General features: G+C 59.1%; 10 protein-coding genes. 9 read left to right on the top strand and 1 reads right to left on the bottom strand.

Going from position 1 to position 15,384, the window contains the following annotated elements:
• Positions 1-60: 60 nt before the first annotated feature.
• Positions 61-1,410, bottom strand: a complete 1,350-nt coding sequence (tssK, locus tag H3H55_RS28155) for a type VI secretion system baseplate subunit TssK (protein ID WP_193101079.1) — start codon at positions 1,408-1,410, stop codon at positions 61-63.
• A gap of 575 nt (positions 1,411-1,985) precedes the next feature.
• Between tssK and tssB the strand changes: the two genes are divergently transcribed.
• The 9 genes from tssB to H3H55_RS28110 all read left to right on the top strand — a co-directional run bounded on the left by tssB (position 1,986) and on the right by H3H55_RS28110 (position 15,377).
• Positions 1,986-2,498, top strand: coding sequence for a type VI secretion system contractile sheath small subunit (gene tssB / locus H3H55_RS28150; RefSeq protein ID WP_047901495.1), 513 nt, complete (start codon positions 1,986-1,988; stop codon positions 2,496-2,498).
• 73 nt (positions 2,499-2,571) lie between these two features.
• Positions 2,572-4,122, top strand: coding sequence for a type VI secretion system contractile sheath large subunit (tssC, locus tag H3H55_RS28145; protein WP_193101078.1), 1,551 nt, complete (start codon positions 2,572-2,574; stop codon positions 4,120-4,122).
• Between the two features lie 81 nt (positions 4,123-4,203).
• Complete coding sequence (locus tag H3H55_RS28140) at positions 4,204-6,543, top strand: type VI secretion system Vgr family protein (RefSeq protein ID WP_193101077.1); 2,340 nt, start codon at positions 4,204-4,206, stop codon at positions 6,541-6,543.
• A gap of 8 nt (positions 6,544-6,551) precedes the next feature.
• Positions 6,552-9,005, top strand: coding sequence for a glycosyl hydrolase 108 family protein (locus H3H55_RS28135; RefSeq protein WP_193101076.1), 2,454 nt, complete (start codon positions 6,552-6,554; stop codon positions 9,003-9,005).
• On the top strand, positions 8,987-9,451 hold the full coding sequence (locus H3H55_RS28130) for a hypothetical protein (protein ID WP_193101075.1): 465 nt from the start codon (positions 8,987-8,989) through the stop codon (positions 9,449-9,451). Before H3H55_RS28135 ends, H3H55_RS28130 begins: the two co-directional genes overlap by 19 nt.
• 116 nt (positions 9,452-9,567) lie before the next feature.
• The gene (locus H3H55_RS28125; RefSeq protein WP_193101074.1) at positions 9,568-10,053 is read left to right on the top strand and encodes a hypothetical protein; all 486 of its coding nucleotides are present in this window, start codon (positions 9,568-9,570) and stop codon (positions 10,051-10,053) included.
• A gap of 21 nt (positions 10,054-10,074) precedes the next feature.
• Complete coding sequence (locus tag H3H55_RS28120) at positions 10,075-10,332, top strand: PAAR domain-containing protein (RefSeq protein ID WP_193101073.1); 258 nt, start codon at positions 10,075-10,077, stop codon at positions 10,330-10,332.
• A gap of 66 nt (positions 10,333-10,398) precedes the next feature.
• On the top strand, positions 10,399-11,574 hold the full coding sequence (locus H3H55_RS28115; protein ID WP_226800388.1) for a hypothetical protein: 1,176 nt from the start codon (positions 10,399-10,401) through the stop codon (positions 11,572-11,574).
• On the top strand, positions 11,571-15,377 hold the full coding sequence (locus H3H55_RS28110) for an ImcF-related family protein (protein ID WP_193101071.1): 3,807 nt from the start codon (positions 11,571-11,573) through the stop codon (positions 15,375-15,377). The genes H3H55_RS28115 and H3H55_RS28110 overlap by 4 nt, the downstream gene beginning before the upstream one ends.
• The last annotated feature ends 7 nt before the right edge of the window (positions 15,378-15,384 follow it).

The raw sequence follows: 15,384 nt of genomic DNA, 5'->3' as shown, positions 1-15,384 counted from the left end.
TGGACGATGGCTCTCGCGCAAGCAGCGCGGATTCGTGACGAGTGGAGACGATGGCATTCATCAGCGCAGCACCGCATAGAGTTCGATCGACGCGTCCGGAATCGACGCGGGCAGATAGATCTGGCACGCGCGTGCGGCGAGCATCCGCGCATGCGCGGCGTCATGCGCATCGAGCGCGAAATAGTGGTTGTCCAGCCGGACCGGAATAGCGCCCGGCACTCGCTGTACGGCCTTGAGCGGAATGCCGGCCACCGCGGAATTGACGATGTGCTCGACGTCGTCCGGCGCGCCGATCTTGCACAGGCGCGGAAACTGTTCGACGAGCTCGAATGCCGGCAGCGCGGCATTGACGGACAGGTACCAGTCCGCCACGCCTTCGGTGATGCGCTCGTCACGGAACTGGCCGGCCCAGGTCGTCGGCGTCGTGTGTGAAAGTCCAATCGACACGACGCGCGACGGGATGATCGCGTCGAGCAGATCGCGAATCAGCGATTCGAGCGTTGCGAAGACTTCATGTGCCGCGGCGTGATCGTAAGGTGGAATGTCGGTCAGCGACACGCGCGTCGAGAATGTGGTCAACGATCCTGTCAGCTGGGCGAGTACCTGGTACAGGCGATCCGTGGGCTGCGCCGGATGCGACGCGAGGAAGCGCAATTGCGGCCACGCTTGATGAATGCAGTGCAGGAGCCAGAAGAGCTGGACGTCGGCGACGCCGTATTCGGCCACCTGCTCGATCCGCTCGCTGCGGCGCGCACCGAGGAGCGCGCTCTTGGCGGCGAGGATATCCGCAAGCCGTCGGATGCGCTCGATGTGCAGCGGATGACCCGATAGCGACAGACAGGGCGGCACATATCCGCGATCGATCTGGAACTGGCCGGTCGTCGTGCGGGTCAGGCGGGCTATCGCACATGCCGTATCGTCGGCGTGGGATTCGTAGCCGTACAGTAACCGGACCGCGTGGCGCTCGGCGGCGATTTCGGTTTCCGCTGTTCCGTTCAGGTCCGTCACCTTCACGAATTCTCGGTACGCGCGACGCGGGCGGGCCAGCGCCGTTTCGTCGAAGCGGCAGTTGCTGCCGTTCGCATCGGGCAGCGCGAGTGCGGCGAGCACCTCGACGGTCTGGGTATCGGCAGGAATGTCGCCGACGAGGTCGCGAGCGGGCGGCGGTGCGTCTGCGATGGTCGTGTCGACCGGCGTGCCATCCGGGAAGCGTAGCCGCAGCCGTGTGAGCTTCAGGCGGCCGGAGGCCAGTGCTTCTTCGTCGACGTCGACGTTCAGCGTTCCCCAAGGCGATACGGCAATAGCCGACGCCAGTTGTTGCAGCGCGAACCCGTTCCAGCGGTCCTGCTGCTGGAAATGTTGCTGCGCGAGAATCAGCCCTTCATGCCAGAGCGGCTTTTCGATCCGCATGGTGTGGTCTATATCGATTAGGAATTATGAGGGGCCGATTCTAACCATCGTTTTCCGATTTCGTATACCCCGTGATTTAGATGATCGTCAACAACTGTGTCATTAATATCGGGATATGTGTGTGATTGAATTCGAGATTGCGTGGATGAATTTATCTTTGTAGTGGATGGATTCGCGGTGCGCTGTTTTATTGGGATGAGTGTGATTTTTGTGTGCGTATTTTTTGTATAAAAATCAATCGTTTGTGTGATGTGATCCGGAATTTGGTATTGATCTGGTGTGTGGGGCGATCTCGGTCTGGTGGGTTGGAGGACTGGGTTTTATATTCGTACTAGTCTTATTTTTGAGGCTATATGTGAGGTTGGTGATAGATTTTTGATTTTGGTGGTTTACTTCATGCGAAAGTGCATGATATTTTTTGCCGCCTGAATCGGATGTCGTGCCGCGAATATCCGAATCCGTCGTCCGTCAATACGCGTTGCGGGGGTCAGCAAAGGTGACGTGAGCGACGACGCACCGGTGGTTACGGGTGCGCATCGCGGAGTCTTCAAGCTTCCTGAGATAAGGAGAACGAATTGGATAGCTTTCAGCGAGAGATCCCGAAGAGCCGGGTGTCGATCACCCTTGATCTGCATACGGGCGGGGCGCAAAAGAAGGTCGAGCTACCGCTGAAGCTGCTGGTGGCCGGCGACTTCAGCGCCGGCCGCGAGCAGGCGCCGCTGGCCGAGCGCAAGAAAGTGAACATCGACAAGAACAACTTCGATGCCGTACTGGCCGACTACGCACCGGATCTCAGGATCGCTGCGGACAACACGCTAGCCGGCGATGGTTCGGAGTTGCCCGTCAACCTGTCATTCCGGTCGATCAAGGATTTCGAGCCCGAGCAGGTGGCGCGCCAGATTCCCGAGCTTCAGGCGCTGCTCGCGATGCGCAATTTGTTGCGCGACCTCAAATCGAACCTGCTCGACAACGGCACGTTCCGTCGCGAGTTCGAGAAGGTGTTGAAGGACGACCGCCTGTCCGCGAAGCTTCGTGGCGAACTCGCGCAGATCGCGACCGCCGCGACGCAGCCGGAAGGGCATGCGTGAGCGACGCTGGGCAAAGCGCGCGTTCAGCGCATTCCGCAACATCGTAGCGATTCGATCGCAGACAGGACCTGAGATGAAACCCACTGAAACGCAGCACGCCGGCGCGACCGAGACCGTCGTGCTGGACGCCCCGCACGGGGATATCGACAGCGTCTATGCATCGCTGTGCAGCAATATCAACCTGAAGCCCGTCAACGAAGCACGCCCGCTCGAGGCGTTCCGCGACAACGACATGCTGTCCGAGGCGTCGGCCGACGAGCGCATCGCGCGCGGGATGGGCGCGTTCCTCGAACTCGTTGCGAAGGCGAGCCAGCCGGTCGACCGGCTGGACAAGTCGCTACTCGACTTCCATATCGGCCAGCTCGACCGGCAGATCGGCCGCCAGCTCGACGCGGTGATGCATGCGCCGGAATTCCAGGCGCTCGAAGCACGCTGGCGCGGCCTGAAGATGCTCGTGAGCCGTACCGATTTCCGCAAGAATGCGCGAATCGAGGTGCTGGACGTGTCGAAGGATGCGCTGCAGCGTGACTTCGAGGACACGCCTGAACTGATCCAGAGCGGCCTGTATCGCCTGACGTACATCGAGGAATACGACACGCCGGGCGGCCAGCCGATCAGCGCGATGATCAGCGACTTCGAGTTTGCGAATTCGCCGATGGATGTTGCGCTGCTGCGGAACATCTCGAAGGTGGCCGCCGCTGCGCACATGCCGTTCATCGGCTCGGTCGGGCCCGCATTCTTCGGCAAGCAGTCGATGGAGGAAGTGGCAGCGATCCAGGACATCGGCAACTACTTCGATCGCGCCGAATACATCAAGTGGAAAAGCTTCCGCGATACCGACGACGCGCGCTATGTCGGCCTGACGATGCCGCGCGTGCTCGGCCGCCTGCCGTACGGCAAGGATACGGCGCCGGTGCGGGCGTTCAACTACGAGGAAGCGGTCAAGGGCCCCGATCACAACAAGTACCTGTGGGTGAACGCGTCGTTCGCGTTCGCGGCGAACATGGTGCGCAGTTTCGTCAGCAATGGCTGGTGCGTGCAGATTCGCGGGCCGCAGGCGGGCGGCAAGGTCGAGGATCTGCCGGTCCACCTGTACGACCTCGGCACCGGCTATCAGCCGAAGATTCCTACCGAGGTGCTGATCCCTGAAACGCGCGAATTCGAATTCGCGAATCTCGGTTTCATCCCGTTGTCGTTCTACAAGAACCACGACTTCGCGTGCTTCTTCTCCGCGAGCTCGACGCAGAAGCCTGCTCTGTACGAGACGAAGGAGGCCACGGCGAACAGCCGCATCAACGCGCGGCTGCCGTACATCTTCCTGCTGTCGCGCATCGCGCACTACCTGAAGCTGATTCAGCGCGAAAACATCGGCACGACCAAGGATCGCCGTCTGCTCGAACTCGAACTGAACGGCTGGATCAAGGGGCTCGTGACCGAGATGAAGGATCCGGGCGACGAGTTGCAGGCATCGCACCCGCTGCGCGACGCGAAGGTGACGGTCGAGGATATCGACGACAACCCGGGTTTCTTCCGGATCAAGCTGTTCATCGTGCCGCACTTCCAGGTCGAAGGGATGGACATCGGGCTGTCGCTCGTGTCGCAGATGCCGAAGGCCAAGAACTGATCAGGCGTTAGTCGCGTGCGGCGCCCCGGGGTGACGAGAGCCGCTCCGGTGTGCCGCATGTTTGCGCAACCGAGGGACCCCATGTCGATGATTCTGCCTTCGCAGGCTTATGAATTGAAACTGGCGCCGCAACCGGCGCCGTTCTCGATCCTGACGTTCACCGGGCTGGACCGGATCAGCCAGCTGTACCGGTACGAGATCGAATTCACGAGCCCGGTCGCGGGCATTCCGATGGATCAGGTGCTGGGGCGGCAGGCGAAGTTCATCGTCGATCCGGTCGATCCGGACATGGGGTATCTGCAGAAGATGTTCGGGGAGAACGCCGGGCAATTCAGCACGAAGCCGCCGGCATATACGGTGCACGGGATCATCACCCGGTTCGACGAGCTCGGAACGTCGGCTGACGAGACGCGCTATCGGGTTGTGCTGAAGCCGACATTGGCGGATCTCGATCGCGGGGTGACCAGCCGGCTGTTTCAGAAGCAGTCGGTCGAAGAGATCGTGACCGATACGTTGCGGCATTACGGGTATCGCGCGGGCGTCGATTTTCAGTTCCAGTTGCGAGGCGAGTACAAGCGTCGCGAGTACGTGACGCAGTATCGAGAGACCACGTTCGCCTTCATCCGGCGTATCTGCGCCGAGGCAGGGATATGGTTCCGGTGGGAACAGAAGAAGGATCGCGCGGTGGTCGTGTTCGGCGACGATCTGGATGCCTATGCGCGCAAGCAGCGCACGGTTCCGTATCGTCGTGATTCGGGGCTGGAGAGCGTCGGGGCCGATGCGATCAAGACGCTCGGGCGCGAAATGCAGCGCGTGCCGGAAACGGTGCGATTGCATGACTACAACCATCGGCAGGCCGGGGTGTCGCTGCTGGTCGAGGAAAACGTCGCGCGTGACGACAAGACGACGAACTCGGTCGATTATCGCTGGGGAGAACATTACGAGACGCCGGAGGAAGGTAAGCGCGTGGCACGGTTGCGGCACGAGGCTTATCTGGCCGGACAGATCATCTTCAAGGGGACGGGCAATCCGTTCTGGCTCGAAGCCGGCGAGGTGATGCGGGTCGCGCCGAATCCGGTCGATGCGAAGCACGGGATTTTCGTGACGTCGGTCGAGACGCGTGGCGGGCGCAGCGAGGCGTATTGGGTGGTGTTCGAGGGGATTCCGTCAGATCGCGTGTGGCGCACGCCGATGGTGTTGGTTTCACGACCGGTGGTCGACGGAATCTTGCCTGCACGGATTACGTCGCCGGGCAACTACAAGTACGCGTATCTGACCGAGCAGGGCTGGTACGTGATCAAGCTGCCGTTCGATCTCGATGAATGGAGCCCGGGCGGCACGAGCCGGCCGGTGCGGTTTGCGAAACCGTATAGCGGCGACAACTATGGGCATCACTTTCCGCTGATCGATGGCGCGGAAGTGGCCATTGTCCATACGGACGGCGATCCGAATCGGCCGGTGATCATCGGGGCGATGCACGACAGCGTGCATCCGGATTTGGTCAACAACCTGAACCATACGCGGAACCTGATTCGTACTGCCGCTCGGAATGAGTTGCGGATGGAGGATAAGGAGGGTAACGAACACGTCCATCTGATCACGCCGTTCCGTGCGAGCCAGCTGAATCTCGGCTTCATGGTGGACACCGACCGCAAGGCGCGCGGAAAGGGGGCCGAACTTGCCACCGACGGACACGCGTCGATCAGGGCAGCGGACGGCGTGCTCATATCGGCCGAGGCACAACCGGGTGCAGCCGGCGAGCAGCTTGCCATGCAGAACGCGGACGCAACGTTCGCGCAGGCTGAAGAAATTCTGCGTTCACTCAATGACGTCGCGAACGTGGCAAAGGCGCTACAGGCTGAGGCCAACCAGCAACGCGTGCTGATCGAGCAGAAGCTGAGCCGCCTCCAGAAGCCCGTCATCGTTGCGAGTGCGCCGGAAGGTGTTGGCATCGCCAGTGGGCGGCACGTTCAGATCGCAGCACGCAAACAGATGTTCGTCACGGCCGGCGAAGGGCTCGATATCGGTGTGATGAAACGCATCACGGTGGCGGCCGGCGAAGCGATTTCGTTCCTCGCGGCAAAGTTCGGAATTCGGCTCTTCGCGGCAAAGGGCAAGGTCCAGATTCAGGCACAAGGCGATGGTATGGAACTGATGGCAATGCAGGACATGCTGATGAGTTCGTCGGACGGCGAAGTCACGATAACCGGTCGAAAGGGCGTCACGATTGGTGACGGCGCGGGCGCTTATATCAAGCTGGCAGGCGGAAAGATCATTTTCGGGAGTCCTGCGGGCGAGATCGAATTGAAAGGCAACCTGACCGTGAACGACGCCGCCGGCGGTAGCTTCAAATTTCCGACCTGGTCCGCAGTGCCGCTCAATGACGTGAAGAACACATTGAATTTCGGATTTTCGGAGTAAGCCCGACCATGGCGACCAAAGCCGCACCGAAGAAATCACCGACGCCGCAGCAGCCTGCCAAAGCCAGTTTGAAGCAATTGCCGTTCGCGTTTCCGTTTTTGCGCAAAGGGCAGGGCAAGTCCGAGGCATCCACTCGATTCACCAACGAGCATGACATTTATCGGTTGCTGGCCGAGCGTGAGTCGTCCGGTACCTATCTCGCGAGCAGTAACGGCATGTGGCATGGCGGCATCCATGTCACGGAGGCCGGCGCTGGGCAGTCGTTGGACCTCGACGGAGGATTGCGCTGCATCGCCGATGGCGTGTTGATCGCGTTTCGCGCCAATAAAACCTATCCAGTCAGCGAGGTTGCAACGGCAGATGGCGGATCGCCGTACGAGGCACCGTATAGCACGGCCTTCGCGCTGGTGCGGCACACGATGGAATTCCCACGGGACACGAAGCTGACGTTTTACAGCCTATACATGCATCTGATGTCCTGGGAAGACTACGCAAACTTCCCGAAGCGGGAAAAGCCGCCGTATTGGCCGCGGCAATGGCTGGTGACGCAGTATGCGCAGGACAAGCAAGCGTCAGGCCGAAGCGGGCAGGCTCCCGATCCGGCACAGCAGGGGCTGCGTATTCGCAAGACCCCGGGCGGTAGCCCCATCGCGATTCTGCCGCAAGGGGCCAACGTCGGCATCGGAAAGATTGAGGCGATGAACGGAAAGCCGTGGGGACAGTTGACGGATCTTCGTGGGACATCACTGTATCCACAGAAAGCAGGTGAATACATCGAGCCGTCGAGTGCGATCGGTAAGTGGGTCTTTCTCGGCCAGGAAAACGGTGGGCCGGTTGCTGAAGAGACTGTCGAGGACTCTATATTTGATCGGGTCGTCGTGACGACTGACCAAGGTGCGCCAGGTGACGCGTCCGGCATTCCGGTCAAGGCAGGAGACCTGATTGGGCACTTGGGGCGCTACGACTCGCTGAACCAGTGTAGTTCGGGAACCCGAATGGCACACATCGAAGTCTTCTGCGATGACAGCATCCAGTCGTTCCTCGAACAAGGACGTGCATGGGTCAATCAACACAGTCCGAACAAGGAGGACTGGACTGCACTGGGCCTGCCATCCGAGCCGACGATCCTGCGGATCGCGCCGGGTACGGTGCTGTATCAACGTACTCAAGACAAGAAGAAATTTTTCCCTGGTGTTGACCCACAGTTGAGAAAGACGGACGTCGTTCAGGTGTATTCGCTTGCTGAACTGGCGCGTGACCCGGATCGACGAGTTGCCGAGCCGCGTCCGAATCCCGATCCGGGCTATCCGGTGAACTGGTGGCATGTTCACGGGGTGAATGCACACGGTCAACCGATTGACGGCTGGGTGTGCGACTTTAACCACGCGGGCGGCCAGGTGACCCGAGAATTCGCACAGAAGTGGATTGATTTCGAGTGCCTGGCGGATACCCATGATCCGGCGCATACGATCTTTGTGACAACGCAGGCGTGGGTTGATTATGCGAGAGGCGCCAATGTTGACGACCTTGCTTCGCGTTCGAAGCTCAGTCCGTTGATGCTTAAGGTGTATGACGCGTTGTTTACGGCAGGAGATGGCAAGCGAGCGGCTTATGAATTATGCGCACTGTCTCGGACCGAGCGCGGTGGATATCCGTGGTTGATGCAGGCGGCGTCGCGGTTGATCGTGAAACATGAAAGTGAGTGGGCGAATTCGTCGAAATGGAAGCAGTTGGTCGCCGAGTTGGAAAAGCAGACGGGGCCGAAGCTCCAGTATGAGGAAGAACAGAAGCGGATCGAAGCGCTCGCGTGGTGGGCCGATGTGATGGCTGGTGTTTCGGATTTTCCGGATCAGGATGTTTGCCATATTAATGCAATTGGACTCGTAGCAAACTTCGCGCTTGAATGTGACTGTAAAGTGCGTTTTGAAAAAGTATCAAAGATAGTTCTTTTCAATGAGGGTGGATTTGTGAATGATCCAAATGACTCTGGAGGGGCTACTAACAAAGGTATCGCGTGGGCTACTTGGAAAGCATACGCCCAAGATGACGTCGGCGTGGAGCCGACGTTGGAAAACCTGAAAGCACTGACCGATGATCAGGCTAAGGTGATATATCTGAAGCGGTACTGGGAGCCTCGCGGTTTTTGCAAGATACTAAATGAAAAAACTGCACTGAATATATACGACTGGACGATAACATCTGGCCAGGCTATTAGAAAAATTCAGGAGCTGCTCACTTCGGATTATTATATTGAAATTTCACACGACAATGTGATGTCGAAATTTTTTATAGACAGCATCAATTCCATTGAAAATCAGGATGAGCTCGTGCAAAAAATTGGAGTGGTGCGGAAGCAATATTATACCTACCTTGCGTACGATAAAAAAGGGAAGCCGAATAAAAATTATAAATTTTTGGATGGATGGACAAAACGAGTTGATAGATGCTTGGACTACAAATGATCAATGTCGCAGATAGAGTTAAGAGTCTAATTTTAGGATGCGTATTCGTTGTGGTTTCGGCCAGTGGGTGCGCGTCACCCATGGATTCTTTTGTCGGCGAGTGGGGCTGGAGTAATTCGTCTGGCACCATGACGTTCTCAATTGACCTAAAAAAACAGGGGGATAGACTTTATGGTCAATATTGTGCGATCGCGCAAAACGGAAACAAAATAGACTGCGATGATGAAGAAAATAAAAATATCGATGGGATTATTGGTGGTGATGGAAAATCGGCTTTCGTCAATTTCTATTCATTTTTTGGTGCAAAGAACGGAAATGCTTTCCTGAGGATGGTTAATGGGCGTCTAATTTGGCATGTTGTCAGAAATCCCATTGAAGGGGAATTCTATGCTCCTAAAAATGCCATTTTAGTGCCGCATCAATTAATGATGGAAAGAATGAAGTGAAAAATGTCTCATGCGAAGACTGTGCAACGAGTCATGACTGGCGGATTGGAAATAATGATTGCCGTTGTCGCCGCAATAGGGTGGTACATCTCTTGAGTCTTTCGATAGAGTAATTTATGAGAATTTATCAATTTGTCTCTACTTCAATCATTGGCATTGCTTCGGTGGTGGTCGCGCGCGCCGAAGGAATGTGCACTACAAAAGAGGTGGCGATCTTCAACTGCGAACTTGAAAAATCTGTTTCGTCGCTTTGTCAATCAACAGAGAATGGAGTCCTGATCTATCGAAATGGGGTTGATGGAAAGGTGAATTTTCAGACTCCGGGTAGCAAACAAGATGCGAAAGATTTATTCTTCTTGTCATATGCTCCTTATGCAGGGGGTGGGGAAGCGCATATTCGATTTTATTGGCTTGGCCGCACATACTATTTGTACGACAGGGTCATTAAGGGCGATGGTGGTCCGATGTTTTCTTCTGGGATTTCGATATATAAAAGGAAGGAAAAAATCTCTAATTGTTCATGTGGTAACGATGCGTCAATACGTGCAATCGCATATCAATCAATTGCCAGGGAAACGTACCGATCAATTGGCGCTCGGTAATAAAATCGGGGGGATTTCGTAGTGAAAAATCTCGCATACGAAGGTGACGCAACGAGCCACGGCGGCAAGATCCTGACCGGTTCGGATCGCATCAAGGTAAAGGGTCGCCGGGCCGCCCGTGTGGGTGACAAAGTCTCGTGCCCGATCCACGGCGACAACGAAATCGTCGAAGGCAGCGGCAGTATGAAGGATTGCACCACGCCGTTATCGCGCGATGGCGATCGCACGCGGTGTGGGGCGGCCCTCATTGCCTCGTCGACCGGAGCTCAGGTTAAGTAAGCAATGCCCGTCGATTTCAATCGCGTACCGCCGCGTGTGGATGTGCCGCCTCCGCCCCGAGCCTCGATGATCGTCTGGACGCCCCTGCTGGTGCTCGTCATGGGGGCCGGGGCAGGACTGACGATCACATTTTGGCCGACGGACCGCACGACGAATACGCTGTGGTTCGGGCTCTGTGTCGTTGGTTATCCATTCCTATTCTGGGCTTTCCTGCTATTCGCGTGGCTCGCGCACGGCTACACCCGTCGCAATCAGGCGATCGCGATCAACCGCGTTTGTGATGAAGCCGAGCAGGCATGTCACGCGATGTCGAGCAGACCGCTTGCGATACTGGGCCATGCATGGTGCTTCGCCGCGAACGATTCGGAAAACTCGCTTGAAGGAATACTGACGGGAACTGAATTGGCGAAGCTTCGGCCGAGCGGCGCAGTCGCGGATAGTGAAGTCAATGCACGTTGGCTCGACATTCCGGAGATGCATTTTCATCCGGGTAACGAACTCACTGAACATGCTCGGCATCATGCCGTGTGTACGTGGCTGCTCAAACGCTTGATAGACCGTCTCCTGCCGCAGCTTAATACGCTTCCACCGAGAACGACGCTTCAGATCGAGCTTCATCATCGATCCAGGCTGAAATCCGAGGTTTTCGAGACCCGGCTACGGGAAGTGCTCACTGAACGAGTGCCTGCGTTGAAGGTGGACGTCACACCGGGTGAACACACGATTTCGCTCTTCCGAACGGACGCTTGGCTGGACAACCGAGCTGTGAATACGGTCCACCTGCTGGTCGCCGTTGAGCTTCGCGATGCAATCAGTTCTGTCTTGTCCGATGGCGTTGCAGAGGCGGGTGTCGCGCTGCTCGTCGGACACCCGCGCCTTGAGTCACCGACCATGCCAGTCGGGTTGCGGTTGCATCGCCCCGCCAGAGGCTCGCTCGATACCGCCGCCCGAACGCTTGAGCTTGCCGTGCGCTGGGGACAAACTTCGCGCGACCGTCTGCGCACGGCGTGGACGCACGGCCTGACCGGCGAAAGAGTCAGTGCAGTTCGGCAAGTCGCGTCGTTTCCCGACGAAACGCGATGGATCTCGCTCGAGACGTCGGTGGGCGACTGTTCCGGCGCAGGGCCGTGGTTGGCTGCCGCCCTTGCTGCAGAAAGTGCCTGGACAACGGGCGACCCGCAACTAGTGCTGTGTGGCGAAGGTGAAGAACTGATCGCCCTCATGTGCAGAAAGCAGACATGAACGATAACAAGAACGACAACAAGACTCGGCCGGCAGGCCTCTTCATAGGTATCGCGGCGCTGATCGTCTTTCTGGTGCTCAGTAGCGTGGTATGGATTGAGGGGCCCCGTCACGGATGGTCGCGCGATACCCGGATCATCATCGAGCTTTTGCTGGTGGTGGGTTTGCTGATAGTGATCCTGTCGATCAAGTACTTCGAGTTTGTGCTGCTTTCGATTGCCTCGCTGAGAGCATCCCGTTGGTTCGCTCGTTACGACGCAGGCAAACGCGCAGCGTCCGTCGACCACAACGATCAGAGCGGTCCACCGGGATCAGTCGACAGAGCTACGACGCTGCGGAATTTCCTGCGTGACCGTCACGGCAGGCGTTGGCGCTATCGCGAACGATGGGTGCTAGTCGCCGGCGACCTGCCGCTGGTAAAGCGCTTGGCACCAGGACTTGCCGACACGGGGTATGTCATCACCGGCGATACGATCCTGCTGTACGCCAGGCAAACCCGAGACACGCTCGAGACGGAATGGCTCGATCAGATCCGCCGCCTGCGCCGGTACCGCCCGATTGATGCGATCGTTGCGGTGACACGTAATCGCAGTTCAGCCGATGTGCCGTTCGACGTCGATGGCGTTAGCCGGCAACTGGCGCGTCACGCGCGTGCCCTGCGCTGGGCGGCGCCCGCATATCTGCTCGACGCCACCGATTTCGGCAGCATGACGTCGAGCCTGGATGAAGCAATCGGCTTTACCTGGTCGAACGCGCGCCTGAATGCAGACGGTATCGATTCGTCGCTGCAAGATCTCACCTACGATCTGGCGAGCACGGGAGTTGTACGCCTCACCAAAGACGCACGCGATCGCTATCCCGTCGAGTTGTCTCAGCATATTGGCAATCTGCGCTCTGCGTTGACGGGTCTCGTGCTGGAAGCTAACCAATCCCGTATCTGGAAACATGGGGTTCACGGCCTGCTGTTCGCCCCGTTGTTCAAGGAGCGCGAACTCGAACTGCCGTTATCAAGCGATACGAGCGACGACGACTCGCCACTCGGTCCTCGACATCGAACGATCTGGCAAACCGTCGCCGATCACTGCCGCAAGGTTCATGGTCGCCGAGTCGGCTTTTCGCTGTCGTCCACGGCAGCGTGGATGGCGACAGCCGTGATCGGCTGCTGGATTGCCGGCACGATGCTGTCCGGATTCGTCAACCGCGCGACGATCGGAAGTGCGGCAGACACGGTCGTGAATCTCAAGGAAGCCAAGGATCCGACACAGTCCCTGCAGACGCTTACCCATCTTGACCGACAGATCGACACGCTTGAAATTCACCAGCGCTCCCGCGCACAGCTGAGTGCCCGCTTCGGCCTGAATCGCGACCACGCATTGCTCGATGCCCTCTGGCCGCACTACGCCGATGCGGCAAACCGCATTCTCGTCGGCCCGATTCGCCGGCAGCTCGAGGCGCGACTGCATCAACTGGCATCGTTATCCGACGCAGAAATCGCCAGCGGCGGCGATGCGCAAGTACAGGCCGCGTACGACACGCTCAAGACCTATCTGATGCTCGCGAAGCCGGAGCGCGCGGTGGCCGCGTTCCTGACACCCCAGCTCGTCGCGACGTCAATGCCGGCGCACCCCGTCAATTCGTCGTTGTCGCCAGGCAGATGGGAGGACTTGCGGCAGCAAGCCGTTGCATTCTTCACGAACCATCTGGGACCCGGTGCGAAGTCGACCGCGGCTGCGTTGGCAATCGTTCCGGACAGTACCTTGATCGCAGCGACTCGCCAGACGGTGATCGGTGTTCGGGGCATTCAGAATTCACGGGACGCGGTCTATCAGCAGATCCTCGACGAAGCGACGCCGAAGTACCCGCCGGTGTCGCTTTCCACGCTGCTGGGTGACGCGGCATCCCAGGCCGGTGCCGGTGGCGCGACAAGCCCTGGTTTGTTCAACACGACCATGACCATACCGGGCGTATTCACGCGCGCAGCATGGGACGAACGGATCGCCAAGGCCATCGACGAAGCCGGCGAGCAACACGACGTGGCAAGCGACTGGGTGCTTTCCGACACCAAGGCCGCCGGCCAGTCCTCGTCGACGCTAAAGGACGAGTTGCGCCAACGCTATTTCGACGACTATGCGCGCGCCTGGGCACAGTTCCTCAATGGCGTGCGCTGGCAACCGGCACCGACGCTTTCCGCCACGGCCGATCAATTGACCTTGTTGGGTGATCCGCAACGTTCGCCGCTCGTCGCGCTGATGAACGCGATCGTCTATCAGGCGGGAACAGGTGCCAGCACGCAGTCGCTGTCCGACACGCTGATCAGCAAGGCGCAGCAGCTCGTCGGCGCCGACGAAAAGGATCCGTCGAAGCAGGTTAAGCCGCAGCTTGCGCCACTGGCGGCCGCGTTCGGCCCGATCCTGCGTCTGACCGGCAGCGATCTCGTCTCCGGTGTGCCGGCCAACGGCAAAGCCGCCGCCGCGCAAATGGCCGCGACCGGTGACCTGAGCCTCGCCCGCTATCTGGAGCGCATCACGGCCATGCGCCTGAAGACGTCGCAAATCGTCTCCAGCGCCGATCCAGATGCGGTTGCGCGACTGGCCGCCCAGTCGGTGTTGCAGGGCAAAACATCCGACATTGCCGACAGCCGCGACTATGCGAGTCGGGTTGCAGCGAGCCTCGGCGAGCAATGGTCCGGCTTCGGCGCACTGTTCCGGGAGCCGTTCGATCAGGCATGGCAGGTCATCGTGCAGCCGGCCGCGTCGAGCCTGAACGAAATCTGGCGCGCGGCGATCGTGGCCGACTGGAACAAGTCGTTCGGAGGCCGCTATCCGTTCGCGGACTCGGACAACGACGCGTCGCTGCCCGAAATGGCGCGCTTCATACGGCCCGATGGTGGCGTGATCACGCAATTCGTAACGACGCAGCTCGCCGGCGTCATCGAGCGGCAGGGCGACCGCTGGATGCCCGCACAGGGCACCAATTCCGGTGCGCTGACGATCGATCCGGGCTTCCTGAGCGGGTTGAACAAACTCACGCGCATTTCGACGGTGCTGTTCCCGTCGGGCGATGCACGCGTGCGCTACGAGTTGCAGGCGGTGCCGACGCCGGGCGTCACCGACATGCGATTCGTGTTGTCCGGCCGCGAATTGCACTATTTCAACCAGAAGCAGGAATGGACGTCGTTCGAATGGCCTGGCCAGTCGCTCGAAAACCTGTCGCATATCGAATGGCAGACGGAGCAGGGTGGCTTGCGGACGGCGCTCGATTCGCAGGGGCGCTTCGGACTGGTGCGCCTGTTCGAGCGAGCGAAGGTCACGCAACAGGACAACGCACGTTACCTGCTGACCTGGACGCCGGATACGAGCCAGGGCATCCCGCTGAAGGTGCAACTGCGCAGCGAGGCGGGCGCCGGCCCGCTCGACGTTCTCCAGTTGCGCAACTTCGTGCTGCCTGCACGGATTTTCATGACCGGGGCGGCGAGTGCCGGGCCGAAGGTGTCGATGGCCAGTCCGCCGCCGTTGCCGGCTGCCGCGATTGCCGGAGCCAGGCACGCTGCCGTTCCGTTGCCACCGGGGCTGCCGGGTGCGATGACATGGCCGGCTGAAGCGATGCCGCTGGAGTCCAGGAAGGCGCCCCGTGAGACGACCGCGATAGCGGAAGCGCGTCCGAGCGCGCCCGTCGAGAAACCACCAAAGGGCGATCCGCGAATGGCGGTGTCTTCGCTGGCGACGAATTCCACATCTTCCGATGCCTCCACCAAACCGTTCGGACACGCCCTCCGTTTGCTCGGCGACGCATTTACGTTCTGAGACCTGC

This window comes from Burkholderia sp. Z1 (assembly GCF_014893795.1).
In the GTDB taxonomy this organism is placed as follows: domain Bacteria; phylum Pseudomonadota; class Gammaproteobacteria; order Burkholderiales; family Burkholderiaceae; genus Burkholderia; species Burkholderia theae.
The sequence above is the reverse complement of the archived record's forward strand: the minus strand, read 5'-3'. Positions and strand labels throughout refer to the sequence as shown.